Annotated in this window: 20 protein-coding genes; 12 read left to right on the top strand and 8 right to left on the bottom strand. The window is 66.6% G+C overall.

Annotated elements, in window-relative coordinates:
• Positions 1-2: 2 nt before the first annotated feature.
• A complete protein-coding gene (locus EXV95_RS25040) occupies positions 3-788 on the bottom strand; it encodes a DUF4010 domain-containing protein (RefSeq protein ID WP_255484813.1) in 786 nt (261 codons plus the stop codon).
• Entirely contained in the window at positions 782-1,291 is a 510-nt protein-coding gene (locus EXV95_RS25035) for an MgtC/SapB family protein (RefSeq protein ID WP_255484812.1), read from the bottom strand. The genes EXV95_RS25040 and EXV95_RS25035 overlap by 7 nt, the downstream gene beginning before the upstream one ends.
• Before the next feature lie 163 nt (positions 1,292-1,454).
• On the opposite strand from EXV95_RS25035, the gene EXV95_RS19895 reads away from it, so the two are divergent.
• The 4 genes from EXV95_RS19895 (at position 1,455) to EXV95_RS19880 (ending at position 7,291) form a co-directional block, all read left to right on the top strand.
• Positions 1,455-3,527 carry a bifunctional diguanylate cyclase/phosphodiesterase gene (locus tag EXV95_RS19895; RefSeq protein ID WP_176888172.1) on the top strand — a complete coding sequence of 691 codons (2,073 nt, stop codon included), beginning with the start codon at positions 1,455-1,457 and terminating at the stop codon, positions 3,525-3,527.
• Positions 3,528-3,595: 68 nt separating this feature from the next.
• A complete protein-coding gene (locus EXV95_RS19890; protein ID WP_176888171.1) occupies positions 3,596-5,077 on the top strand; it encodes an AMP nucleosidase in 1,482 nt (493 codons plus the stop codon).
• A 24-nt stretch (positions 5,078-5,101) separates the two neighbouring features.
• Positions 5,102-6,238 carry a GGDEF domain-containing protein gene (locus tag EXV95_RS19885; RefSeq protein WP_176888170.1) on the top strand — a complete coding sequence of 379 codons (1,137 nt, stop codon included), beginning with the start codon at positions 5,102-5,104 and terminating at the stop codon, positions 6,236-6,238.
• 117 nt (positions 6,239-6,355) lie between these two features.
• The gene (locus EXV95_RS19880; RefSeq protein ID WP_176888169.1) at positions 6,356-7,291 is read left to right on the top strand and encodes an ATP-binding cassette domain-containing protein; all 936 of its coding nucleotides are present in this window, start codon (positions 6,356-6,358) and stop codon (positions 7,289-7,291) included.
• Here the strand turns inward: EXV95_RS19880 and EXV95_RS19875 are convergent.
• Both EXV95_RS19875 and purT read right to left on the bottom strand, forming a co-directional pair.
• Positions 7,266-9,677: a bifunctional diguanylate cyclase/phosphodiesterase gene (locus tag EXV95_RS19875; protein ID WP_176888168.1), complete on the bottom strand. Its 2,412-nt coding sequence runs from the start codon at positions 9,675-9,677 to the stop codon at positions 7,266-7,268. The genes EXV95_RS19880 and EXV95_RS19875 overlap by 26 nt on opposite strands.
• A gap of 62 nt (positions 9,678-9,739) precedes the next feature.
• Positions 9,740-10,942, bottom strand: a complete 1,203-nt coding sequence (gene purT / locus EXV95_RS19870; RefSeq protein ID WP_176888167.1) for a formate-dependent phosphoribosylglycinamide formyltransferase — start codon at positions 10,940-10,942, stop codon at positions 9,740-9,742.
• A 108-nt stretch (positions 10,943-11,050) separates the two neighbouring features.
• On the opposite strand from purT, the gene EXV95_RS19865 reads away from it, so the two are divergent.
• The 8 genes from EXV95_RS19865 to EXV95_RS19830 all read left to right on the top strand — a co-directional run bounded on the left by EXV95_RS19865 (position 11,051) and on the right by EXV95_RS19830 (position 19,190).
• Entirely contained in the window at positions 11,051-12,679 is a 1,629-nt protein-coding gene (locus tag EXV95_RS19865) for a sigma 54-interacting transcriptional regulator (RefSeq protein ID WP_255484811.1), read from the top strand.
• 234 nt (positions 12,680-12,913) lie between these two features.
• The gene (locus EXV95_RS19860) at positions 12,914-13,825 is read left to right on the top strand and encodes a sulfurtransferase (protein WP_056745584.1); all 912 of its coding nucleotides are present in this window, start codon (positions 12,914-12,916) and stop codon (positions 13,823-13,825) included.
• 86 nt (positions 13,826-13,911) lie between these two features.
• The gene (locus EXV95_RS19855; protein ID WP_176888165.1) at positions 13,912-14,499 is read left to right on the top strand and encodes an OsmC family protein; all 588 of its coding nucleotides are present in this window, start codon (positions 13,912-13,914) and stop codon (positions 14,497-14,499) included.
• Positions 14,500-14,542: 43 nt separating this feature from the next.
• Complete coding sequence (locus tag EXV95_RS19850) at positions 14,543-15,700, top strand: acyl-CoA dehydrogenase family protein (protein ID WP_176888164.1); 1,158 nt, start codon at positions 14,543-14,545, stop codon at positions 15,698-15,700.
• Positions 15,697-17,022 (top strand): FAD-dependent oxidoreductase, encoded by a 1,326-nt coding sequence (locus EXV95_RS19845; protein ID WP_255484810.1) that lies wholly within the window; start codon positions 15,697-15,699, stop codon positions 17,020-17,022. Before EXV95_RS19850 ends, EXV95_RS19845 begins: the two co-directional genes overlap by 4 nt.
• A gap of 151 nt (positions 17,023-17,173) precedes the next feature.
• On the top strand, positions 17,174-17,752 hold the full coding sequence (locus EXV95_RS19840) for a DUF3455 domain-containing protein (protein WP_176888163.1): 579 nt from the start codon (positions 17,174-17,176) through the stop codon (positions 17,750-17,752).
• Positions 17,753-17,859: 107 nt separating this feature from the next.
• Positions 17,860-18,426, top strand: coding sequence for a sigma-70 family RNA polymerase sigma factor (locus tag EXV95_RS19835; RefSeq protein WP_176888162.1), 567 nt, complete (start codon positions 17,860-17,862; stop codon positions 18,424-18,426).
• Positions 18,423-19,190, top strand: coding sequence for an anti-sigma factor domain-containing protein (locus tag EXV95_RS19830; RefSeq protein WP_176888161.1), 768 nt, complete (start codon positions 18,423-18,425; stop codon positions 19,188-19,190). The genes EXV95_RS19835 and EXV95_RS19830 overlap by 4 nt, the downstream gene beginning before the upstream one ends.
• Before the next feature lie 172 nt (positions 19,191-19,362).
• Here the strand turns inward: EXV95_RS19830 and cynS are convergent, their stop codons facing one another.
• The 4 genes from cynS to EXV95_RS19810 form a co-directional block, all read right to left on the bottom strand.
• On the bottom strand, positions 19,363-19,806 hold the full coding sequence (gene cynS, locus EXV95_RS19825) for a cyanase (RefSeq protein WP_176888160.1): 444 nt from the start codon (positions 19,804-19,806) through the stop codon (positions 19,363-19,365).
• Between the two features lie 113 nt (positions 19,807-19,919).
• On the bottom strand, positions 19,920-20,795 hold the full coding sequence (locus tag EXV95_RS19820; RefSeq protein WP_176888159.1) for an ABC transporter ATP-binding protein: 876 nt from the start codon (positions 20,793-20,795) through the stop codon (positions 19,920-19,922).
• Entirely contained in the window at positions 20,785-21,654 is an 870-nt protein-coding gene (gene ntrB / locus EXV95_RS19815) for a nitrate ABC transporter permease (RefSeq protein WP_176888158.1), read from the bottom strand. The genes EXV95_RS19820 and ntrB overlap by 11 nt, the downstream gene beginning before the upstream one ends.
• Before the next feature lies 1 nt (position 21,655).
• Positions 21,656-23,062, bottom strand: a complete 1,407-nt coding sequence (locus EXV95_RS19810; RefSeq protein ID WP_176888157.1) for a CmpA/NrtA family ABC transporter substrate-binding protein — start codon at positions 23,060-23,062, stop codon at positions 21,656-21,658.
• Positions 23,063-23,187 lie beyond the last annotated feature (125 nt).

Here is a 23,187-nt window from a genome sequence, read left to right as displayed (position 1 = left end):
CTTCACCAGCCGCTATGCCTGCAGGGCCAACACCCCACAAAAGCCAGGGTGTGCGCCAGCACGCCCGGTGCCACGGCCAGCGCGTAGCGCCAGCCACCACTGGCCAGGGCCACCGCACACTTGCTGCCTGCATGCACCAGCAGCGCGGCCATCAGGGCCTGCGCAATGGCAGGTGCGGCCGCGCTGTCCGGGCCGCCGCGCACCAGCACGGCCGCCGTGGCGGCATGCACGTCGGCCAGGGCCGCCAGCAGCGCGCCCGCCAGCATGCCCGCGTCGCCTTGCCACGCCGTGAGCCCCTGCACACCGGCCTGAATGCCCGTGAGCAGAGCAGCAATCAGCAAGGCATCGCGCAGCTTGAACATGGGGGTGTCAGGGGGTACAGCAACCGCCACCTCCGCACCGGCGTCCGTAGCCTTCGCAGACAGGTGCGCCGCGCCGCGCCCGCCCCACCATCCCACGGCGGCCGCCACACACCCGCCCGCCAGCGCGGGCAGCCACAGCCGCGCCAGCCACTGCGGCTGCACGGTGGCGGCCACCACCACGATCTGGGCCATGGTGGCCACACACGACAGCACCGCAGCGCCTGCGTTGGTGTGCGCTGTGGCCCGGCCCGCTCGCACCTCCATCCCCAGGCTGCCAATGGTGGCGGTGCTCGAGACAAACCCGGAGGCCAGCGCCGACAGCGCCACGGCATGGCGCGCCTGCATCAGTCGCTTGGCCAGGTGCGCCAGCGACTGGATCACCAGCAGCACGATGACCAGGCGCACCACCACCTGCGGGTTCAGCACGTCTTGCCACAGGGGGTGTTGGGGGCCAGCGGATACACTAGCAAAGCCAAGGCGGCCAGAATGAGCCCGCTGCGCACCTCGCCGGGCTGCAGCCACTGGTTGGAAAACTGGTGCAACACGTCCCGCAACGCCAGCAGCCCCGTCACCACCACCGCCAGGGCGGCGGCCAGCAACTGGTCGCGCGCGCAGGTCACCCCGATCAGATAGGCCAGAAACAGGGCGATCTCGGTGGTGACGCCAGGGTCGCCAGAGCGGTCGCGCGCATAGGCCACCACCGTGAGGGCCGCTACCAACAGGGCCCCCACCACCACAAGCACAGGAACCGCCGTGAGCGCAGCTGCCGCGCCCCCCAGGGAAGCCAGGGTGAACGACCGCACCCCGGCCAGCGCCCGGTCGGGCCCCGCCCCTTTGCGACGCTCGCGCTCAATACCCATCAGCAAACCGCACCCCGCTGCGCTCGCCAGCACGGCCAGCGCTGTGGAAAAACCTCCGAACTCCTGCATGGAACTCCCGCACCTTTCCTGTCTTTTGTTCGTCTGGCAATGCCCCATGGTGACAGATAGATAGCTGCAACCCGCCCACCCGCGCAGCAAACTTGCATGGGGAGTTGCCCCAAGCCTTGCTGTCAGGTCTATCAGCTATAACGAATCCCATCAACGCCAGCCCATGCAAGACACCCTCAACGCAGCCCCCGCCCCTGGCCCCAGCGGCTCCAGCGACGCTTTGCTGCGCCTGATTGCTGACTCGGTCCCGGCCCTGATGGCCTATTACGACCTGCCGGGCCTGCGCTGCCAGTTTGCCAACCAGGGGTACTCGGCCTACAACGGCCACAGCACCGAATCCATCCTGGGCCTCACGGTGCAGGAGGCGATTGGCGACAAGGCCTGGCAGGCGATTCAGCCGCATGTGGAGCGCTGCTCACACGGTGAGCGCGTGAAATACACGCGCGAGCAAACCCTGCCCAATGGCGAGGCGCGGATGATCGAGGTCAACCTGATCCCGCACTTCGGCGCCAGCGCGCAGCAGTTGGGCTCGTTCGTGCTGATCACCGACATCACCGAGCGCTGGCGCGCGGAACGCCAGGTGCGGCAGAGCGAAGAGCGCATGCGCAAGTTCACCGAAGCGACGGACGAGGCCATCGTTTTCCACCGCGACGGCATCATCACCGATGGTAACGAGGCACTGACTCGGCTGACGGGATACCCGCTGGCGGAGGTGGTAGGCCTGTCAATCTTCAACTTCATCAGCCCTGAATGGCGGGCCGTGGCGCTGGACTACACGCGTAGCGGGCGCGAAGACCCCTACGAAGTGACCATCCGCCACAAGGACGGCCACGCCATTCCCGTGGAGGTGGTGGGCAAGACCATGCCACTGCACCATGCGGACTACCGCATCGTGGTGGTGCGTGACATCACGGCCCGCAAGCAGGCCCAGGAACGCGAAGCCTTCATTGCGCTGCACGACACGCTCACGCAGCTGCCCAACCGCCACTTCCTGATGGAGCAGCTGTCGCAGGTGCTGTCGCTGGCCCGCAGGCGCCATGGCCGCGCGGCCGTGCTGTTTGTGAACCTGGACCACTTCAAGACGGTGAACGACTCGCTGGGCCACCATGCAGGCGACCAGCTGCTGTGCAACGTGGCCGAACGCCTGCGCCAGGGCGTGCGCGACGCTGACGTGGTGGCGCGGCTGGGCGGCGATGAGTTTGTGGTGGTGCTGACCGATGTGCAGGGCCCCGACGATGCCGCCCGGGTGGCCGACAAGCTGCTGGCGTCCATGCACGGCGTTTTCACCCTGGGCCAGGTGCCGCTGACGGTGTCCCCCTCCATCGGTATCAGCCTTTTCCCCGAACACGCCACCACCGGCGATGCACTGCTGCGCTGCGCCGATGCAGCCATGCACCACGCCAAGGAAAGCGGCCGCGGCAACCGCCAGTTCTACACCCCCAGCATGGAAGCCAGCGCCATCGATGTGCTGCAGCACGAGCGCCTTCTGCGCGAGGCCATCGTGGACAACGCCTTTGTGCTGCACTACCAGCCCCAGATCAGCCTGGAAGACGGCTCCCTGCAAGGGCTGGAGGCTCTGGTGCGCTGGCGCCACCCGCAGCGCGGCCTGGTGGGGCCGGACGAGTTCATTACCTTTTCGGAATCGCGCGGCCTCATCACCCCCATCGGCCGCTGGGTGATGCGCGAGGCCTGCCGCCAGCTCAAGGAATGGCAGGACGAGGGCCTGGCCCTGGTGCCCGTGGCGGTGAACCTGTCGGCCCTCGAATTTCGCCAGCGCGATGTCGCTGGCGAAATCGCTGCGGCGCTGCGCGATACCGGCCTGGCGCCGCAGTACCTGGGGATCGAGCTGACCGAATCCGTGCTCATGCACCAGACCGGCCAGGTTCTGGACACCCTCAATGCCCTCAAAGCGCTGGGCGTGGGCATCTCGATCGACGACTTTGGCACGGGGTATTCGTCGCTGGCCTACCTCAAGCGCTACCCCATCGACAGCCTCAAGATCGACCGGTCTTTTGTGGTGGACACGCCCGGCAACCCCGACGACGTGGCCATCGTCACGGCCGTCATTCAGATGGCCCGCAGCCTGCAGCTCAAAACCGTGGCCGAAGGGGTGGAAACCCCGGCGCAGGTGCAATTGCTCAAGGGCCTGGGGTGTGACCTGATCCAGGGGCATGTGGTGTCGGTGCCGCTGGATGCCGTGGCGCTCCAGCGCTGGATGCGCGATTTGCCGGTTTAAGAACCTGTTTCCGATCCCTTCCCGGTGCCGTCACACTGACACCTTCCCGGCTTGTGGACAATAGGAGCATGCCCCTCATCCCCGACTTCATCGCTCCCACCCGCCACACCGACCCGGCCGACGCACTGGCCCAGGTGCAGCGCATTTACCAGCAACAGATTGGCCACCTGCGCGACGCCATGCAGCGTTTTGTGGCGGGCGAAACGCCCGAAGGCGCCGTGCGCGCGTTCTACCCCTTTGTACGGGTGCACACCACCACCGTGGCGCGGGCCGACACCAAGCTGGCCTATGGTTTTGTGGAAGGCCCTGGGCGCTACGAAACCACCCTCACCCGGCCCGACCTGTTCGCTCACTACTACGCCGAGCAGTTTCGCCTGCTGCGCGCCAGCCACAACGTGGAGCTGGAAGTGGGCACCAGCGCCCACCCCATTCCGATCCATTTTTCGTTTGCCGAGCACGACCACATCGAGGGCACGCTGACGCCCGAGCGCCGCATGCTGATGCGCGACGTGTTCGACCTGCCCGACCTGGCTGCCATGGACGACGGCATCGCCAACGGCACCTGGCAGGCCCGCCCGGGCGAGGCGCAGCCGCTGTCGCTGTTCACCGCGCCGCGCGTGGACTACTCTCTGCACCGCCTGCGCCACTACACGGGAACGGCGCCCGAGTGGTTCCAGAACTTCGTGCTGTTCACGAATTACCAGTTCTACATCGACGAATTTGTGCGCCTGGGCCACGCCGAGATGGCCAAGCCCGACAGTGAATACATCGCTTTCATCGAGCCGGGCAACGTGGTCACCCGCCGCGTGGGATTGAGTGCCCAGCCCGGCGACGAACTGGGCGTAGCCCCGCCGCGCTTGCCGCAAATGCCCGGCTACCACCTCGTGCGCGCAGACAGCAGCGGCATCACCATGGTCAACATCGGCGTGGGCCCCGCCAACGCCAAGACCATCACCGACCACATCGCCGTGCTGCGCCCCCACGCCTGGATGATGCTGGGCCACTGCGCGGGCCTGCGCAACAGCCAGCAGCTGGGCGACTACGTGCTGGCCCACGCCTATGTGCGTGAGGACCATGTGCTGGACGAAGACCTGCCGCTGTGGGTGCCCATCCCGGCGCTGGCCGAGATCCAGCTGGCGCTGCAGCAGGCCGTGGCCGATGTCACGCAGATCAGCGGCGCCGACCTGAAGCGCGTGATGCGCACCGGCACCGTGGCCAGCACCGACAACCGCAACTGGGAGCTGCTGCCCGACAACACGCCCCAGCGCCGTTTCAGCCAGAGCCGCGCCGTGGCGCTGGACATGGAAAGCGCCACCATCGCCGCCAATGGCTTCCGCTTTCGCGTGCCCTACGGCACCCTGCTGTGCGTGAGCGACAAGCCCCTGCACGGCGAAATCAAGCTGCCCGGCATGGCCAACCACTTCTACCGCGAGCGGGTGGACCAGCACCTGCGCATCGGCATGCGCGCCATCGAGATCCTGCGCAACGGCGGCGTGGACCGCCTGCACAGCCGCAAGCTGCGCAGCTTTGCCGAGGTCGCTTTTCAGTAAACACAGGCCCCGGGGCCGCTGCGTATGCCACTGGATTTCCTCACGCTGATGACGGTCATGGCGGCCAACCTGTTCATGATCTCGGCCGCGCTGCCGCTGATCATGGGCCGGGACGTGAGCCGCGCGGCCCGCCATGTGCAGGCCAGCATGCTGCTGCAGGCCGTGGCCTGGGCGGCCATCATTGCCTCATCCACCCTGTGGGACCAGGCCCTTTCCACCGTGTCGATTGCCTGCAACGCGGCCGCACAGTGGATGCTGTACCGGGCGCTCGAAGAATGGCTGGGCCCCCGTCCCTTGCGCCGCCTGCTGCTGGTGCTGGTGATAGCCGCCCCGCTGGGCTACACCCTGGGCTTTGGTCACTACGCCTGGCGCGTGGGCTGGGCCAACTTTGTATTGGCTACCATCCTGTGCATCGTTGCGCGCGCCACCCTGGCGCCTGTGGTCGAGGCCAACCTGCGCTGGCGCAGCCTGCTGATGGGCTGCCTGCTGACGTCGGCCGCGTTCACGCTGGCGCGGGGCATGCTGGGCGCCTTCACCGACCAGTACCCCAGCTTTCGCACTCCCCACCCTGTCAACCTCGCTGCCGCTGTGGCCACCAACGTGAGCCTGGTGCTCGGCACGGTCGCCCTGCTGGTGGCCTGGCGGTCGGAGGCTGAACACAAGCTGCGCACGCTGGCGATGACCGACGGCCTCACCGGCGTGCTCAACCGGCGCGGCTTCACCACCCAAGGCAGCAGCCTGCTGGCCCACGCCGCACGCCACCAGTTGCCCATGACGGCAATGATGCTGGACCTCGACCATTTCAAGCAGGTCAACGACACCCATGGCCACGAGGCCGGGGACCGCGCCCTGCAACTGTTTGCCCGCCTGCTGGGCGACACCTGCCGCAGCGGCGACCTGGTTGGCCGCCTGGGTGGCGAGGAGTTTGGTGTGCTGCTGTTGCACAACAGCGAACCCGCCGGACTGGCCCTGGACCGGCGACTGCGCAGGCGCCTGCACGCAGCCAGTGTGGCCGAGCTGGGCTTTGCGCTGGACTACAGCGCCGGGATGGCCGTCCTGCAGCCCGGTGAGGCCGCCCTGGCGGAACTGATGGCCCGTGCCGACGGCGCCCTCTATGCAGCCAAGACGGCGGGCCGTGGGCGGCTAGTCGCAGCGGAATGAGCCAATTGATCCTCTTTTGATAGCAATCGGTGCACTATCCACCTGCGCTAAGTGTTGATTTTTGCCACAACGACTGCGTGCAACACCGGGTATGCCCACGTCGCACACAATCTCCCCATGACCGCACTTTTTGAAGCTCTGCACCTGCGCAAACGTTATGGCGAGACCACGGTGGTGGACGACGTGTCCTTCGCGATTGCTCCCGGAGAATGCCTGGGCGTCATCGGCCCCAACGGTGCTGGAAAGACCACCACCATTCGCATGTGCCTGGGCCTGGCGTCACCGGATGGCGGCGAAGTGCATTTCACCTCCAAGCCCGGCACCGCACCGCTGCACATGCCACGCGATGCGCTGGCCATCAAGGCGCAGCTGGGCGTGGTCACGCAGTTTGACACCCTCGACCCAGACTTCACCTGCGCCGAAAACCTGCGCGTGTTCGGCCGCTACTTTGGCCTCAAAGGCGCAGTGATGGACGAGCGTGTACCCCAGTTGCTGGAGTTCGCAGCCCTCACCCACAAGGCCGATGCCAAGCCCGGTGAACTATCGGGCGGCATGAAGCGGCGCCTGTCGCTGGCGCGCGCCCTGGTCAACAACCCGCGCCTGCTGCTGCTGGACGAGCCCACCACGGGCCTGGACCCGCAAGCCCGCCACCTGATGTGGGAGCGGCTGCAACTGCTGCTGCAGCAAGGCAAGTCGATCTTGCTGACCACCCACTTCATGGACGAGGCTGAGCGCCTGTGCTCGCGCCTGCTGGTGCTGGACCACGGCCGCAAGATTGCCGAAGGCCGCCCGCGTGAGCTGATCGCCCAGCACCTGGAACCGGATGTGGTGGAGGTGTTCGGCGTGGGGGCCGTCCAGATGGCCGAAGACGCCGCGCTGCGCACCCTGGCCGCGCGCGTGGAGATCAGCGGCGAGACGGTGTTTTTCTACACGCAGAACGCGCAGCCGCTACTGCAGGCGCTGGGGCAGCATGGCCACCTGCGCACGCTGCACCGGCCAGCGAATCTGGAGGATTTGTTCCTCAAGCTCACGGGGCGGCAGATCCGGGAGTGAGGCCGGCGGGAGGGCCTGCCACCCGGCCCTGCCACCAGTTTTCAAGGTCTTGTGGCGCGCAAGGCTGGGAAAAGAGGTAACCCTGCAGTTCGTCGCAGCCCAGCCGGGCCAGCCACTGGGCTTGGTGGTCGGTTTCCACGCCCTCGGCCACCGTGCGCAACCCCAGCTTTTGCGCCAGGGCCACGATGGCGTCCACCAGCACTTCGCCCCGGTCGTTGCTCCCCAGGTCGTTGACGAAAGAGCGGTCGATCTTGAGCTTGCGCACCGGAAACCGCTTGAGCTGGCTGAGTGACGAATAGCCGGTGCCGAAGTCGTCGATGGCCAACTGCACGCCCAGCGCGGTGAGGCGTTGCATGGTCTGCAGGGCCTCCTCCACGGGCTCCATGATCGAGCTTTCAGTGATCTCCAATTGCAGCAACCGGGGTGGGCACCCGGTGCTTTGCAAGGCGCGGGCCACCACCTGGTCCAGCTCGGGCTCCTGGAACTGGCGCGCCGAGAGGTTCACCGCCACCGGGATCTCCCCCCACCCGGCATCCAGCCACCGCCGTGCCTGCGCGCAGGCCTCGTTCAGCACCCATTCGCCCAGTGGCACGATCAGCCCCGTTTCTTCCGCAATGCCGATGAACTGCAGCGGAGACACCAGCCCACGCTCCGGGTCCGCCCACCGCACCAGCGCCTCCACCGACGACACCCGACCCGTCCGCGCATCCATGATGGGCTGATAGTGCAGGCGCAGCCCGTCGTGCTCGATGGCATGGCGCAGGCCCGCCTCCACCCGCAGGCGCTCCGTCAACACCTCCGTCATGTGCGGGCTGAAGAAAGCCAGCCGGTTCCCACCCAGGTCCTTGGCGTCGTACATGGCCACGTCTGCATTGCGCAACAACAGGTCGCCAGAGTCCCCATCCTGCGGGAAGACCGCAATGCCCAGGCTGGTGCCCAGCAACCAGCTGGACGTGCCGGTCTCCACAGGCAGGGTCAGCGCCCGCACAATGCGCCGCGCCATGGGCTCCACCACCGCCGGGTCCGGCAGGTCGGGCAGCACCACCACAAACTCATCCCCTCCCGGGCGGGCCACTACATCGCCAGGGCGTACACAACCCTGCAACCGGACCGCCACCTCCTTGAGCAAGGCATCGCCCCGGGCATGGCCCAGGCTGTCGTTCACCCCTTTGAACCGGTCCAGGTCCATGGCCAGAACGGCCACGCAGTGGCCCTGCTCCCGCGCCCGGTCCAACGCTGCGTCCAGCCGCTCCGTGAGGCTGTAGCGGTTGGCCAAGTCGGTCAGGGGGTCTCGCCGCGCCTGGCGCTCCAGCGTCTCCGTGTGTTGCGCGATGGACTGCTGCTGGCGCAGCAGGGACTCCGCCATCCGGTCCAGTGCCCGGGCCACCTGCCCCAGCTCTCCCGGGGGATAGGGTGTACCAATGGGTTCGGCGTAGTTGCCAGCATCCATGCGGCCAATGGCGCGGATGGCGCGCATGGCATGGCGGCGCACCGCAAATTCCACCAACAGAAAAGCAGCAACGAACACGATGACCGCCAGTGCCAGCACCCCCAGCAGTGCGCGCCGGAACTGACGCTCCACCGGGCCACGCAGGTCGTCCTCGGGCACGGCCAGGGCCAGACGCAGATCCGAGCCCTGTGCGCGCGGCAACTGGGCGCGCACCCAGACGCGACGCACGCCATCGGCCCCCTCCATCACGGCATGCCCTTCGACCCCTTGCAACATGAAAGTGCGCTCGGCGTCCCCCAGGGTCAGCGGCGCCATCTCCGGCCGGCGGAAGTCCATGATCACCGAACCGTCAGCATTCCATACCTGCAGATGCATGCGCTCATAGCGCTGTGCACGCACCATGGCCTGCCCGTAGTCCTGCATGTCGAGCGAGGCCAGCAGGATGAAGCGCAACGCGCCTCCCGCATCGCGCACCGGATACGCCACCTGCAGCACACCCTTGCCAGTCAGGCGGCCTATGACCGCTTCCAGCACTGGCCCGGAGGCCGTCAGCGCACGCTGAAAGTAACCGCGGTCCCGGAGGTCCAGGGTACGGCCACTGCGCAGCGAATCACAGAACAGGGAGCCATCGGGCTGGATGGTGAGGATGCCGGTGTACTGAGGATGTTCCTTGAGGACATCTGCCAGGAAATCAGAGCAGGCGGCCTTGTCGCCCGCTGCCAGCAGGGGTACGCGCCCAAGGCCAAACAGGAGTTGCCCGGTACCAGCGATCTTGTCGTCCAGGTCGCTGGCAATGATGCCTGCCCGGGCCACCAGCCGGTCGCGCGCCTGGCCGGTGGTGGCCGACCGGAACTCCAGCAGCAGCCACACAAGGGCTGGCACAGGCAACAAGGAGGCGGCCAACACCAGCCACAGGATCCGCGCACTCAGGCTCACAGGGGTTCTCCTTCAGAAGCGCCGTCGTCGCACCGGCCCGCCGCAACTGCGGCCGCAGGCTATCAGGCCACGCGGGGCCTGACCTTGCTCGCCGCCAGCTTGGCGTTCGCACGCGCCGTGTCCACATTCTGAGCGCGCGCGAGCGCCACGCCCATACGGCGCTTCACAAAACTCTCCGGCTTGCCGAACAGGCGCAGGTCGGTGCCCGGCACACGCAGGGCTTCTTCCACGCCGTCGAACACGATGCCCTGGGCTTCCACACCGCCATAAATCACCGCGCTGGCGCCGGGATTGCGCAGGCTGGTGTCCACCGGCAGGCCCAGGATGGCGCGTGCGTGCAATTCAAACTCACTCTGGTGCTGGGTGCACAGCGTGACCAGGCCGGTGTCATGCGGGCGGGGGCTGACTTCGCTGAACCACACGTTCTCGCCTTTGACGAACAACTCCACGCCAAACAAACCCTGGCCGCCCAGGTTGTCGGTCACGGCCTTGGCGATCTGGCGCGACTTTTCGAGTGCGGCCGGGTGCATGGGGTGGGGCTGCCAGCTTTCCACATAGTCGCCGCTCACCTGCACATGGCCGATAGGGTCGCAGAAGTGGGTCTCGATCTGGCCGTCCGCGCCCACGGAGCGCACGGTGAGCTGGGTGATCTCGTAATCGAAGTCGATGAAGCCCTCGACGATCACACGGCCGTGGCTCACGCGGCCGCCGGCCATGGCGTAGTCCCAGGCCTTCTTCACGTCAGCCGGGCCGTCGATCTTGCTCTGGCCTTTGCCGGAGCTGCTCATCACGGGCTTGACGATGCAAGGGTAACCAATCCCGCCATCAATCGCGGCCTGCAGCTCTTCGAGCGAATTACAGAATTTGTAAGGGCTGGTGGGCAACCCCAGCGTCTCGGCCGCCAGCACGCGGATGCCTTCGCGGTCCATGGTCAGACGGGCGGCGCGGGCGGTGGGGATGACGCGCACGGTGCCCGCGGCTTCCAGCTCTTCGAGCATGGGGGTGGCGATGGCTTCGATCTCGGGCACCACTAGGTGGGGCCGTTCGGTTTCGATCAGCGCCTTGAGTTGGGCCGGGTCGCTCATGGTGATGGTGCGCGCGTGGTGTGCCACTTGCTGGCCGGGCGCGTTCTCGTAACGGTCCACGGCGATGGTTTCCACGCCCAGGCGCTGCAGGGCGATCAGCACCTCCTTGCCCAGCTCGCCCGAGCCCAGCAGCATGACTTTGGTGGCATGGGGGGACAGGGGGGTTCCGAGGGTGGTCATGGTGGGGGCTTTCGAGAAGGTGAAAAAGTCGGTAAATAGCTGGACGCAGGCGACTTTAATGCACCCGGGCGCAGAACTTGCAATCGCCCTGACATGCCCCCACCGCCCATGCCCTCCCCTTCGAGCACGGCCCGCTCGCACAGCCCCACCGACTGGCACGCCCAGGAGCTGCTGCTTATGCGCGAGGTGATGCGCCTCATCGGCCGCAGCCTGGCGCCCGGCCTGGTGCTGCGCGAAATGCTGCACCTGATGAGTGAGCTGCTGGGCCTAAACCGGGGGCGCATCGTGCTGGTGGACGACGCCCCCTCCTCCCCAGCCGGCGCGCCGCGCACCGCCTCCATCCAGCATGCGTACGGACTCACCCAGGCCGAGGTGCAGCGCGGGCGCTACGCCTGGGGCGAGGGCATCACGGGCCGCGTGCTGGCCACGGGGCAGCCGGCCATCGTGCAGGACATCGACGCAGAACCGCTGTTCCTGGGCCGCGTGGTGGCGCGCCACCAGCTGCCGCCCGAGACGGTGGCCTTCATCGCCCTGCCCATCGAGGTCATCAACGTGCCCATCGGCGTGCTGGCCTGCCACCGCATCCGCAGCCGCCAGCGCCACCTGAACGACGACCTGGCCGTGCTGCGCGTGCTGGCCACGCTGGTGGGGCAGCTGCTGCAGCTCGAAGCCCTGGTGGCCGACCAGACGCGGCAGCTGGAGGCGCGCAATGCCGTGCTGGCCAACGCGCTCAACACCAAAAGCGCGCGCTACGGGCTGATTGGCAGCTCGCCGCCGCTGCTGCAGGCATTGAGCGAACTGGAGCGCGTGTCACAGACCCAGGCCACCGTGCTGCTGCTGGGCCAGTCGGGCACGGGCAAGGAGCTGTTTGCGCGCGCCGTGCACCTGGCCAGCGGGCGGCGCGACCGGCCCTTCATCAAGGTCAACTGCTCGGCCATTCCGGACGCGCTGTTCGAATCCGAACTGTTTGGCTACGAAAAAGGCGCGTTCACCGGCGCCAGCACAGCCCGCGCGGGCTGGTTCGAGCAGGCCGACAGCGGCACCATCTTTCTCGACGAGATTGGCGAGCTGCCGCTAGCCCTGCAGTCCAAGCTGCTGCGCACGCTGCAAGAGGGCACGCTGGTGCGCCTGGGCGGGCAGCGCGAGATCAAGGTCAACGTGCGCCTGGTGGCGGCCACCCACCGCGACCTGGCGGCCGATGTGGAGGCCGGGCGCTTTCGGCAGGACCTGTACTACCGCCTGCACGTGATTCCGATCCATCTGCCCTCGCTGGCCGAGCGGCGTGAAGACATCCGCGCGCTGGCGCTGCACTTTGTGAGCCGCGCCAACCAGGCGCACCAGCGCAACGTGAACCTCTCGCCCGACGCGCTGGCGCGGCTGGAAGAACACCCCTGGCCCGGCAACATCCGCGAGCTGGGCAATGTGATTGAGCGCCTGGTGCTGCTGGCCAACGACACGCTGGTGGCGCGTGCAGAGCTGGACCGGTTTCTGCCCGCCGCTGCGTCGGTGGTTTTGCCACCCGCTCTGCCGTCAGCAGCGCCGTACGAAGGTGCAGCAAACCCGGCCACCCACGCAGCGCCGCTGGTGCGCGACTACCACCCGGCCCAATCGCACAGCGTGCAAGCGCTGCAGGCCGCGCTGGCCGACCACCACGGCAACCAGTCGCGTGCAGCGCAAAGCCTGGGGCTGACGCTGCGTCAGTTCAGCTACCGGCTGCGCAAAGCAGGTTTGAAGTGATGCCTAACACTGTGTCGACAATTTGTAGACACAGTGTTGGGCGTCTGCGTGGGTCGTTCTAATTCTTGATGATCGTCGGCGCAAAAAAACTATTAAATCTATAGCTACTAGCGCTTTATTAATAAGCGCTAACGGCCAATTTGATTCAAATTTCTTTGCACTCACAAGCTCTGGCACACCTGTTGCGATAAGGAGGGCAGGCATCCCGCCCACCACCGCACCGAAAGGTTTTCCATGAGCACCGTGACCGCTACCGCCTCCGACGCCGTCCTCATCTCACCCACCCAGCTGTTGGCCCTGCAAGCCGCAGAACCTGTGGTGCTGATCGACACCCGCGACGCCGACACCTATGCCCTGGGGCACATCCCCGGCGCGGTGAACCTGCGCGAGACCTTCACGTATCTCGCCACCTCTACACCCCAAGGCCTGCAGGAGCTGAAAGACACCTTTGCCGCGCACCTGGGCGCCATCGGCCTGTCGGGTGCCGAGACGGCCGTGTTCTATGAAGATGCGCTCAACAGCGGCTACGGCCAGTCCTGCCGGGGCTACTACCTGCTGACCTGGCTGGGCTACCCCAAGGTCAAGGTATTGAATGGCGGCTACTCGGCCTGGAAGGCGGCAGAGCTGCCCGTCTCCACCGAGGCCGTGGTGCCCACGCCCGCCATCTTCCCCACCCAGCTGGCCACCACCGATGTGATGCTGACCAAGGAAGACGTGATCGAGGCCCTGGGCACCGACACCGTGCTGCTGGACGTGCGCGATGTGGACGAGTGGATTGGCGACAGCTCCAGCCCCTATGGCAAGGACTTTGCGCCGCGCAAAGGCCGCCTGCCGGGCGCCAAGTGGCTGGAGTGGTACCGCTTCATGAAGCCCTCGCCCCAGGGTCCGGTGTTCAAGTCGCCCGACGAAGTGCGCGCCGAATGCGCCACGGCGGGCATCAGCCCGGCGGACACGGTGTACCTGTATTGCTTCAAGGGCGCACGCGCGTCCAACACCTTCCTGGCGCTCAAGCAGGCGGGCTTTGCCGATGTGCGCATGTACTTCGGCTCGTGGAACGAATGGTCGCGCGACGACAAGTTGCCGATCGAAAGCGGGCTGCCGCTGGTCAAGTTCCCCAAAAAGCCTGCGCTGGCGCTGGCGGCCTGAGCCCCGTGCTTTGTTACAGCGGGCGTGGCCCGCTGCGAACCCTGTCCTTCCTTTTTTCAGTCCCTTCTCTTTCTCCAAGGAACACCATGTCCACCGATCTGCTGGAACCCTCTGCCCCTATCACCACCATCACCACCGTGACCACAGTGCACACGCACCTGCGCCCCATCGACCGCGACGGGCTGATGGCCTTTGCCGACAAGGGCCGCAACAACCCCGCCAGCCGGGGTACCAACAAGGTCCATACGGTGATGGAGGGGCAGTACCGCTCGCTGAGCTATGTGGGCAACCATGCGCCGGTGGTGGTGGACGAGCCCCTGCACCTGTTCGGTCAGGACACGGCGCCTGCGCCCGGCGAGATCGTGCTGTCAGGCCTGGGCGGCTGCCTGGCCGTGGGCATCACGGCCGTGGCCACCTGGAAGCAGGTCAAGCTCAGCAAGATCGAGGTGTTCATGGAAGGCGACATCGGCAACCCCGCCGCCTGGGGTGCGGGTGGTGCATTACAGAAGACGCCCCCCGAGATGGGCTTTCAGGCGATCCGCGTGAAGGTGCTGGTGGAAGGCGATGCACCGCGCGAGGTGCTGGACGAGATCGTGCAGCACGCCAACTTCTACTCGCCCGTGGCCAACAGTATGCGCAACCCGATCCCTTTCGAGATCAGTCTGGCTGATTGATTCAGCGCCACATCCTGCCCGCCCCGCGCACCCAAGGAGCCCCATGAACCCCGCCGACCTCCCCCCTCAACTCCACCTGGACGGCGCCCTGCGGGGCGATGCGCTGCTGGCCGCCGTGCGCCAGATTGCCCAGGGCCCGCTGGCCGCGCAGGTGGAGGCGATTGACCGCACCGGCTACTACCCCTGCGCGGAGCTGCAGCAACTGGCCGCCGTGGGCGCGATGAGCGCACACCTGGACAGCACCGCCGGCCCGGCCGACTACGGCTTGGCCATCCGCGCCATGGCGGAAGCATCGCGCGTGTGCGGCGCCACAGGCTTCATGATGTGGTGCCAGGCGGTGTGCGGGCTGTACCTGCAGCAGTCGGGCAATCATGCCTTGACGGGAGATGTGCTGCAGCGCCACGCCAGCGGCGCGGGCATGGGGGGCACGGCGCTGTCCAACCCCATGAAGAGCTATGCACAAATCGAAAGTCTGTTGCTCAAGGCCACGCCGGTGGAGGGCGGCTACCTCGTCAACGGCACGCTGCCCTGGGTGAGCAACCTGGGGCCCGACCACTACTGCGGCGCGATTGCGGCGGTGGTGGAGGCCGACGGCACGGCCAGCCAGCGCGAGGTAATGTTCCTGCTGCGCTGCGACGCACCGGGCGTGGAGATGCGCGAATGCCCCAGCTTCTCCGCCATGGAGGGCACGGGCACCTATGCGCTGCGGCTCAAGGACCATTTCATCGGCACGGCCGACATCATGGCCGACCCCACCCGCCCCTTTATTGCCCGCATCCGCGCTGCGTTCGTGATGCTGCAATGTGGCATGGCGGTGGGCATCACCCAGGGCGCCATCGACTCGATGTGGGCGGTGGAGGCCCAACTGGGCCACGTCAACCAGTTCCTGGAAGACCGGCCCGACGCCCTGCAGGCCGAACTGGATGCACTGACCGCACGCGTAATGCAACTGGCCCAGACGCCGTTCGACACAAGCACCGACTTCTTCATCGATGTGCTGGACGCCCGTGCCCATGGCGCGGAGCTGTGCCTGCGCGCCGCCCAGTCCGCCCTGATGCACCAGGGTGCGCGCGGCTACCTGATGAGCTCGGACGTGCAGCGGCGCGTGCGCGAGTCGCACTTTGTGGCCATCGTCACGCCCGCCATCAAGCACCTGCGCAAGGAGATCGCCCGGCTCAGCACCGAGGAGATGCCTGCATGACGCCCGCCCTCCCCACCGCCACCACGCCGTCGGTTGCCTCCGAGTTCGTGTTGAGCGCGGCATCGCAGGCGCTGTGCGATGCGTTTGCCGACGCGGCCACCCAGGCGCCCTGGCAGAGCTACATCTGCAACGCCTGCGGCTACGTCTACCACGAGGCCGACGGCGACCCCGATGGCGGCCTGCCGCCCGGCACGCGGCTGGCGGACATACCCGACGACTGGGCCTGCCCCTTGTGCGGCGTGACCAAGGCCGATTTTTCGCCGTACGAAGCCCCCACGCTGGAGGCGCTGCGGGCGCAGGCCAGCGCAGCGCCAGCCGCCTCCCTTCGCGTGCGTGGCGAGCCGGGCGTGGTCATCGTCGGCGCGGGCCCTGCAGGCTGGCAATTGGCCGAAACCCTGCGCCAACACAGCGCCACGCTGCCCATCACCCTGGTGACGGCCTGCGCGGGCGACCGGTACGACAAGCCTTTGCTGTCGGTGGCCATGGCGCGCCAGCTGGACCCGCTGGCCCTGGTGTCCGAAACCGGTCGCGATGCGGCGCACCGCCTGGGCGTCACCCTGCTGGCCCACACCCATGCCGTGCGCATCTGCGCCGACACCCACCAACTGCGTACTACGCGGGGCGTGCTGCGCTACGGTCACCTGGTGCTGGCCCACGGTGCGCAGGCCGCCTTGCCTCCGGGCTTGCCCGCCAGCCTGTGCTGGCGCATCAACCACCTGGACGCCTACCAGCGCCTGCGCCAGCACCTGGGCGACCAGCCCAAGGACGTGCTCATCATCGGCGCGGGCCTGGTCGGCAGTGAGCTGGCCAACGACCTGGCACTGGGCGGCCACCACATCACGCTGCTGGACACGGCCACCGAACCACTGGCGCGCTGGCACGACCAGCAGGCGGGCCCGCAGTTGCTGGACGCCTGGAAAGACCTGTCCATCCGCTTTGAAGGCGGTCTGCAGGTGGAGCAGGTGGAACGCGTGGGCTCGCGCTACCGCGTCACCACCACCAGCGGGCGGCGTTTTGCGGCGGACGAAGTGGTGGTGGCAGCAGGCCTGCTGCCCCCCCACCGCCTGGCGCAGAGTGCAGGGCTTGATTGGACCCATGGCATTGCGGTGGACGCAGGCACGCTGCAAACCAGCGTATCCCGCATCCATGCACTGGGCGATTGCATCAGCATCGACGGGCAGTGCAGCCGCTATATCGAACCGATTGCCCGGCAGGCGCGCACGCTGGCGGCCGCCATCCTGGGCCAACCGGTGGCCCCCTATGAGCACCGGGCGGCCGTGGTGCGCGTCAAGACCACCACCCGGCCGCTGACCTTGCATTGAGGCAGCCCCCGCCCAGGCAGCCGCCCTGCCCGGGCTGGCATCGGAAAAAATTTTTTGCATCCCCTGCATCCAAACGGCGTTTTCGTGGGTAGTACCTACAGCAGCGCATCTTGCTGCTGTCCTATCAACCCATAGACCAGAGAGAACCGCCATGACCGTCCACACGTCCCCAATCTCCCGCCTGCTCCCCCTGACGGGCGCCATTGCCGCCGCCGTGCTGCTGAGCGCCTGCGGCTCGACGATGTCGTCGCCCTCCAAATCCATGTACTCGCAGGACAGCCTGCCCGACAGCATCAAGGTGCCCGCAGGCAACAAGGTGGCGATGGAAACCGTGGGCGTGGGCGAGATCACCTACGAATGCCGCGACAAGGCCAACATGCCGGGCCAGACCGAATGGGTGTTTGTGGGCCCCAAGGCCGTGCTGAATGACCGCAGTGGCAAACAAGTGGGCACCTACTACGGCCCGCCCGCCACCTGGGAGTCGAGCGATGGGTCCAAGCTGACAGCCACCCAGCTGGCCGTGGCCCCCTCGGGCACGGGCAACCTGCCCTACCAGCTCGTCAAGGCCAACCCCGCCACGGGTTCGGGCGCCATGACCGGCGTGACCTTCATCCAGCGCGTGGCCCTCAAGGGCGGCGTGGCACCCGCTGCTGCCTGCACCACCGCCAACAAGGGCGAGCGCCAGATCGTGAAGTACCAGGCCGACTACATCTTCTGGAAGGCCGCGTAAACCACGCACACGCAATCCCCTGCCCAGCGGGGGCTACCGCCGGGCGGTGGCGGGTTTGCGGCTACGATGCGCCCACCCTTTAGCCAAGGCCCCGCTGCCTGCACACCGTGCCCGACACCCCTGGCGATTTTGACTACGAAGCCGCTCTGGCTGCCTGCGCAGCCGGCGACCGGCAGGCCATGCACCGCCTGTACCAACAGGAGGGCGCGCGGCTGCTGGGTGTGGCGCTGCGCATCGTGCGCCAGCGCGCGCTGGCCGAGGACATCGTGCACGATGCCTGCGTGAACATCTGGACGCGTGCCGCCAGCTACGACGCGAGCCGGGGCAGCGCACGCGGCTGGATCTACAGCGTGGTGCGCAATCTGGCCCTGAACGCCGTGCGCGACGCGGGCCGCCATGTTGATGTGGACGACACCACCACCCAAGCCCTGGAGGCCGACATGTCTGTGCAGGCCCACCATGAGGTCGAGGAAACCTTTGCGCTGAACGCCAGCCTGGGCCGCCTGCAGCATTGCCTGGAGGCCCTGGACCCCGCGCGCCGCAACTGCGTGCTGCACGCCTATATGGACGGCTGCTCGCACGGCGAAATTGCGGAGCGCCTCGGCGCGCCGCTGGGCACCGTGAAGGCGTGGATCCGGCGCAGCCTGGTATCGCTGCGGGAGTGCATGGCATGACCGACGTGCGCAACACGCCGTCCACCCCCTCACCGGAAGACCTGCACGTTCTGGCCGGTGAGTACGTACTGGGCACCCTGCTCGCTGCCGAGCGCCAGGGTGTGCAGCAACGCCTGCCTGGTGACAAGGCACTGCAACAGGCGGTTGCCGAATGGGAAGCCCGCCTGCTGCCGCTGACCCAGCTGGCGGAGCCCATCGCGCCGCCCGCTGCCTTGTGGGCGCGCATCGACCAGTCGCTGCGAGCGGCGAGCCCTCAACAGACTGCGACACCCGTTGCACCGCCCCGCGCAGAAACAAAACGCAAACCGTCCGTGCGCTGGTGGGACCACCTGGGCCTGTGGCGGGCCCTCGCCGGCTCGGGCTTTGCCATGGCGGCGGTGCTCGCGGCAGTGCTCGTCACCCGCACCGCCCCAGTGGCCGCGCCGCCGCAGTTCATGGTGGTACTGGTCGCGCCGCATGACAAGGCCCCGGGCTGGGTGGTGCAGGCCAGCTCGCCCCGGCAGATCAGCCTGATTCCGCTGGGTATGGCCGAAGTACCGGCCGACAAGGCCCTGGAGTTCTGGACCAAGGCCGACGGCTGGAGCGGCCCCGTATCGCTGGGCCTGGTACAGCCCGGTCAGCCGCTGCAGATCCCGCTGGACAAGCTGCCGCCGCTGCAGCCCAACCAGTTGTTCGAGCTGACGCTGGAACCGCCCACGGGATCACCGATTGGCAAGCCTACGGGCCCCATCCAGTTCATCGGCCGGGCGGTCAAGGTGCTCTGACTGTCTTCGTTACCCCACTCGGCGCAATGCATAGGCCCACGCCGGTGTAACGAGCACGGCCTATACCAGCGACCGCCGCGCAAGGGCCGCCCCGCCGCGCTGGCGGTGTCCCCCTTCCCGAATTGCGCAGCAATTCGAGAGAAAGGGGGAAGGCGCGAAGCGACTCAGGGGGTTAGTACTGTTTATACGGCAGGAACTTGCCGGACAACACCACATTGACACGGTCGCCATTGGGATTGGCTTCGCGCTGGATGTCCATGCTGAAGTCGATGGCGCTCATGATGCCGTCGCCAAACTCTTCGTGGATCAGCTCCTTGATGGTGGTGCCGTACACGCTCACCACCTCGTACCAGCGGTAGATCAGCGGGTCGGTGGGCACGGGCGTGGGCAGCGAGCCCTTGTAGGGCACCACTTGCAGCCATTTCTGCTCTTCGACTGTGAGACCGAAAATCTTGCCCACGACTTTGGCCTGCTCGGGCGTGGCGGTCATCTGGCCCAGGCACAGGGCGGTGGTCCATTCCTTGGACTGGCCGACCTTCTTGGCAATGGCCTCCCATTGCAGGCCCTTGGCGACCTTGGTGCTGATGATCTTTTCGGTAACGTCGTTGCGGTTCATGGTGATGGCTCCTTGGTGTGGGTGGGTTTTGGAACAGGGGACAGGAACTTCAGGGTGCAGCCCTCCCTGCCGCCCGCAAGGGGCAACATGACAGGGCTTGGTTACTCAGGAAATCAGTGGGCTTTGGCGCGTGTCACCAAAAAGTCCACGATGTGGTTGCGCAGCGCGTAGTAGCCGTCCAGGTGGTGCAGGCTGGTGCGCGTGCGTTCGCGTGGCAGCGGGTTCACCACCACCTCGGCGATGCCGCCGGGGCGGTAGCCCTCGGGCGTTTCGTTGCCGTTGCTCATGAGCAGGATGCGGTCGGCCAGCAAGATGGCTTCGTCCACATCGTGCGTGATCATGAAGACCGTCTGCTGCGTCTGGCGCACGATGGCCATCAATTCGTCCTGGATGGTGCCGCGCGTGAGCGCATCGAGCGCGCCGAAGGGCTCATCCAGCAGCAGCATCTTGGGTTGGATGGAGAACGCGCGCGCAATGCCCACGCGCTGCTTCATACCGCCTGAGAGTTGCGAAGGCTTCTTGTCAATGGCAGGGCTCAGGCCCACCAGCGCCACGAACTTCTCCACATGGGCATCCACCTGGCTCTTCTTCCAGTCAGGCCAGCGCGACTTCACGGCGAACGCGATGTTCTGGCGCACCGTGAGCCAGGGCATGAGCGCGTGGCTCTGGAACACCACGCCCCGGTCCAGACTGGGGCCGGCCACTTCACGCCCGTCCATGATGACGGTGCCCGAGGTGGCGGTGTCGAGTCCTGCCAGCACATTCAGGATGGTGGTCTTGCCACAGCCCGAGTGGCCGATGATGCAGACGAACTCGCCCTTGTCGAGCGTGAACGACACGTCGGCAAACACCGGCTTGGTGGGCATAAAGGCCTTGCTCAGCCGGTCGATCTGGAGGAAGCCTTGGGTCACGGCAGAGGCCTTTCGTTGGGGTGTGTCAGTGGCAAGAGGGGCTGGAACAGCCGGGCGCTGGGCGACATCACTCCACATACGTCACCGCCTTCTGCAGCTGGCCGAAGGCCAGGTCGAGCAACATGCCCACCACGCCAATCACCAGGATGGCAAAGATCACGTTGGTGAGCGACAGGTTGTTCCACTCGTTCCACACGAAGTAGCCGATGCCTGTACCGCCTACCAGCATCTCGGCAGCCACGATCACCAGCCAGGCGATGCCCATGCTGATGCGCATGCCCGTGAGGATGGTGGGTGCTGCGGCGGGCAAGATCACCAGGAAGGCCTTGCGCAGCGGGTTGACCTGCAGCGTGGCCGACACGTTGAGCCACTCGCGCTTGACCGAGGCCACGCCAAACGCCGTGTTCACCAGCATGGGCCACACCGAGCAGATGAAGATCACGAAGATGCCGGAGATCGACGAGTCCTTGATGGTGTAGAGCGCCAGCGGCATCCACGCCAGCGGGCTGATGGGCTTAAGCACCTGAATGAACGGGTCGAACGCACGGCGCAGCAGCGGCGACATGCCGATGACGAAACCGAGCGGTATCGCCACCAGGCAGGCCAGGCCGAACCCTAGCGCGACCCGGCCCAGCGAATGCGCGAGCTGGATGGCGATGCCCTTGTCGTTGGGGCCGTTGTCATAGAACGGGTTGGACACATGCCCCCACACGGTACGACCCATCTCTGCCAGCGAGGGGAAGCCGCTGCCCTTGGCGCTGGCGCCTGGGTCCTTGCCCATCATCTTGGCGTACTCGATCTGCTCGGCGGTCATGCCGGCCGTGCTGTTGCCCGCGCCCGAAGAAGCGGTGGCGATGTACCAGATCCCCAGCAGCGCCAGGAAGATGAGCACGGACAACAGGCCCGCGCGCAGGTTGAGGTTCTTGGCGGGAGTCATGTCATGCCGCCTTGCGGATGGGGAAGCTCTTTGCGTACTCGCTCGCCTTGGCGGCATCGAACTCGCGCCCCATGATCTTGAACTTGGGGTACGCGCCTTCGGGCACCTTCTGATCCAGCGCCTTCATCTGCTTTTTCGCGTCGGTGATGAGGAACACCTTTTCGGCGATCTGCTTGTAGTTCACATCGCCCTTGATGTAGCCCCAGCGCTGCATCTGCGTGAGCATCCACACGGCCATGCTCTGCCACGGCATGGGGTCGAAGTCCGCGCGGTCGGGCACGTTCTGGATCTTGCCCAGCCCATCGGCGAACTTGCCGGTGAGCACCTGGTTGATCACGGCCTCGGGCTGGTTCAGGTAGGCCTGGGGCGCGATCACCTTGGCGATGAGCTCGCGGTTGGCCGGGTCGCGCGCCATCGCGGCCGAGGTGAGCACCGCGCGGTACAGCGCAGCAAAGGTGTTGGGGTTTTTCTGGATGAACTCGGTGCTGGTGCCAAAGGCGCAGCAGGGGTGGCCGTTCCACAGGTCCTTGGTCAGCAGGTGGATGAAGCCGACTTCCTCGAACACGGCGCGCTGGTTGAAAGGATCGGGACCGAGGAAGCCGTCGATATTGCCCGCGCGCAGATTGGCCACCATCTCGGCGGGTGGCACCACGCGCAGCTGCACGTCGGTGTCGGGGTTCAAGCCCGCCTCGGCCAGGTAGTAGCGCAACAGGAAGTTGTGCATGCTGTATTCGAAGGGAATCGCGAACTTGAAGCCCTTCCAGTTCTTCGGGTCGCGGTTGTCCTTGTGCTTGAGGCTGAGCGTGATGGCCTGGCCGTTCACGTTCTGGATGGTGGCCACGTTCATGGGCGTGGCGTTGGAGCCCAGTCCCATCGAGATCGCCAGCGGCATGGGGCTCAAGAAGTGCGTGGCGTCGTACTCCTTGTTGATCATCTTGTCGCGGATCAGCGCCCAGCCGGCCGTCTTGGTCACCTCCACGTTCAGGCCCTGCTTGCTGTAGAAGCCCAGCGGGTGGGCCATGATCAGCGGCGTGGCGCAGGTGATCGGGATGAAGCCGATCTTGAGGTTGGTCTTCTCCAGCGCGCCCTGCTTTTCCTGCGCCATGGCCTGCATGCTGGCCACGGGCAAAACGCTGGCAATGGCCGCCATGGCCGTGCTCTTGCCCACCGCCTTGATGAAGCGGCGGCGCACTGCGTCTTGCGGAAACAGCGCCTTGACCAGCGTGGCCTCGATGAACTCGTTGCTGTAGAGCTCGAACTCACAGGTCTCGCTGCGCTGGCGCAGGGTGGCTGCGGCGGCATCGGCCGACACCTCGGCGTGGTGGTCGGCCACCGTGTGGTCGCGGCCACAGCTGCATTTCAGCATCAACGGGCGGTCGGCATCGTAGGGCGAGAAGAATTCGGACATGGCACACCTCGAAGAAGTTGGTGCCAGGCGTTACGCAAAGCGCGGGCCAGTTTTTGCCGGTGTCGGCCCGCTGTCATGAATTCGTGGGTGTGGTGTCTACAGCGTGTAGGGCCAGCACTACAAAT

Source organism: Acidovorax sp. JMULE5 (assembly GCF_013376875.1).
Lineage (GTDB): Bacteria > Pseudomonadota > Gammaproteobacteria > Burkholderiales > Burkholderiaceae_C > Acidovorax > Acidovorax facilis.
The sequence above is the reverse complement of the archived record's forward strand: the minus strand, read 5'-3'. Positions and strand labels throughout refer to the sequence as shown.

Excerpts from the sequence above, each read along its gene's own strand:
- purT (WP_176888167.1), bottom strand. The coding sequence starts at position 10,942 with ATGACCACCCTCGGAACCCCCCTGTCCCCCCATGCCACCAAAGTCATG.
- EXV95_RS19895 (WP_176888172.1), top strand. The coding sequence starts at position 1,455 with ATGCAAGACACCCTCAACGCAGCCCCCGCCCCTGGCCCCAGCGGCTCC.
- EXV95_RS19810 (WP_176888157.1), bottom strand. The coding sequence starts at position 23,062 with ATGTCCGAATTCTTCTCGCCCTACGATGCCGACCGCCCGTTGATGCTG.
- cynS (WP_176888160.1), bottom strand. The coding sequence starts at position 19,806 with ATGAACCGCAACGACGTTACCGAAAAGATCATCAGCACCAAGGTCGCC.
- ntrB (WP_176888158.1), bottom strand. The coding sequence starts at position 21,654 with ATGACTCCCGCCAAGAACCTCAACCTGCGCGCGGGCCTGTTGTCCGTG.
- EXV95_RS19845 (WP_255484810.1), top strand. The coding sequence starts at position 15,697 with ATGACGCCCGCCCTCCCCACCGCCACCACGCCGTCGGTTGCCTCCGAG.
- EXV95_RS19850 (WP_176888164.1), top strand. The coding sequence starts at position 14,543 with ATGAACCCCGCCGACCTCCCCCCTCAACTCCACCTGGACGGCGCCCTG.
- EXV95_RS19860 (WP_056745584.1), top strand. The coding sequence starts at position 12,914 with ATGAGCACCGTGACCGCTACCGCCTCCGACGCCGTCCTCATCTCACCC.
- EXV95_RS19885 (WP_176888170.1), top strand. The coding sequence starts at position 5,102 with ATGCCACTGGATTTCCTCACGCTGATGACGGTCATGGCGGCCAACCTG.
- EXV95_RS19840 (WP_176888163.1), top strand. The coding sequence starts at position 17,174 with ATGACCGTCCACACGTCCCCAATCTCCCGCCTGCTCCCCCTGACGGGC.
- EXV95_RS25035 (WP_255484812.1), bottom strand. The coding sequence starts at position 1,291 with ATGCAGGAGTTCGGAGGTTTTTCCACAGCGCTGGCCGTGCTGGCGAGC.
- EXV95_RS19880 (WP_176888169.1), top strand. The coding sequence starts at position 6,356 with ATGACCGCACTTTTTGAAGCTCTGCACCTGCGCAAACGTTATGGCGAG.
- EXV95_RS19890 (WP_176888171.1), top strand. The coding sequence starts at position 3,596 with ATGCCCCTCATCCCCGACTTCATCGCTCCCACCCGCCACACCGACCCG.
- EXV95_RS19820 (WP_176888159.1), bottom strand. The coding sequence starts at position 20,795 with ATGTGGAGTGATGTCGCCCAGCGCCCGGCTGTTCCAGCCCCTCTTGCC.
- EXV95_RS19830 (WP_176888161.1), top strand. The coding sequence starts at position 18,423 with ATGACCGACGTGCGCAACACGCCGTCCACCCCCTCACCGGAAGACCTG.
- EXV95_RS19855 (WP_176888165.1), top strand. The coding sequence starts at position 13,912 with ATGTCCACCGATCTGCTGGAACCCTCTGCCCCTATCACCACCATCACC.
- EXV95_RS19865 (WP_255484811.1), top strand. The coding sequence starts at position 11,051 with ATGCCCTCCCCTTCGAGCACGGCCCGCTCGCACAGCCCCACCGACTGG.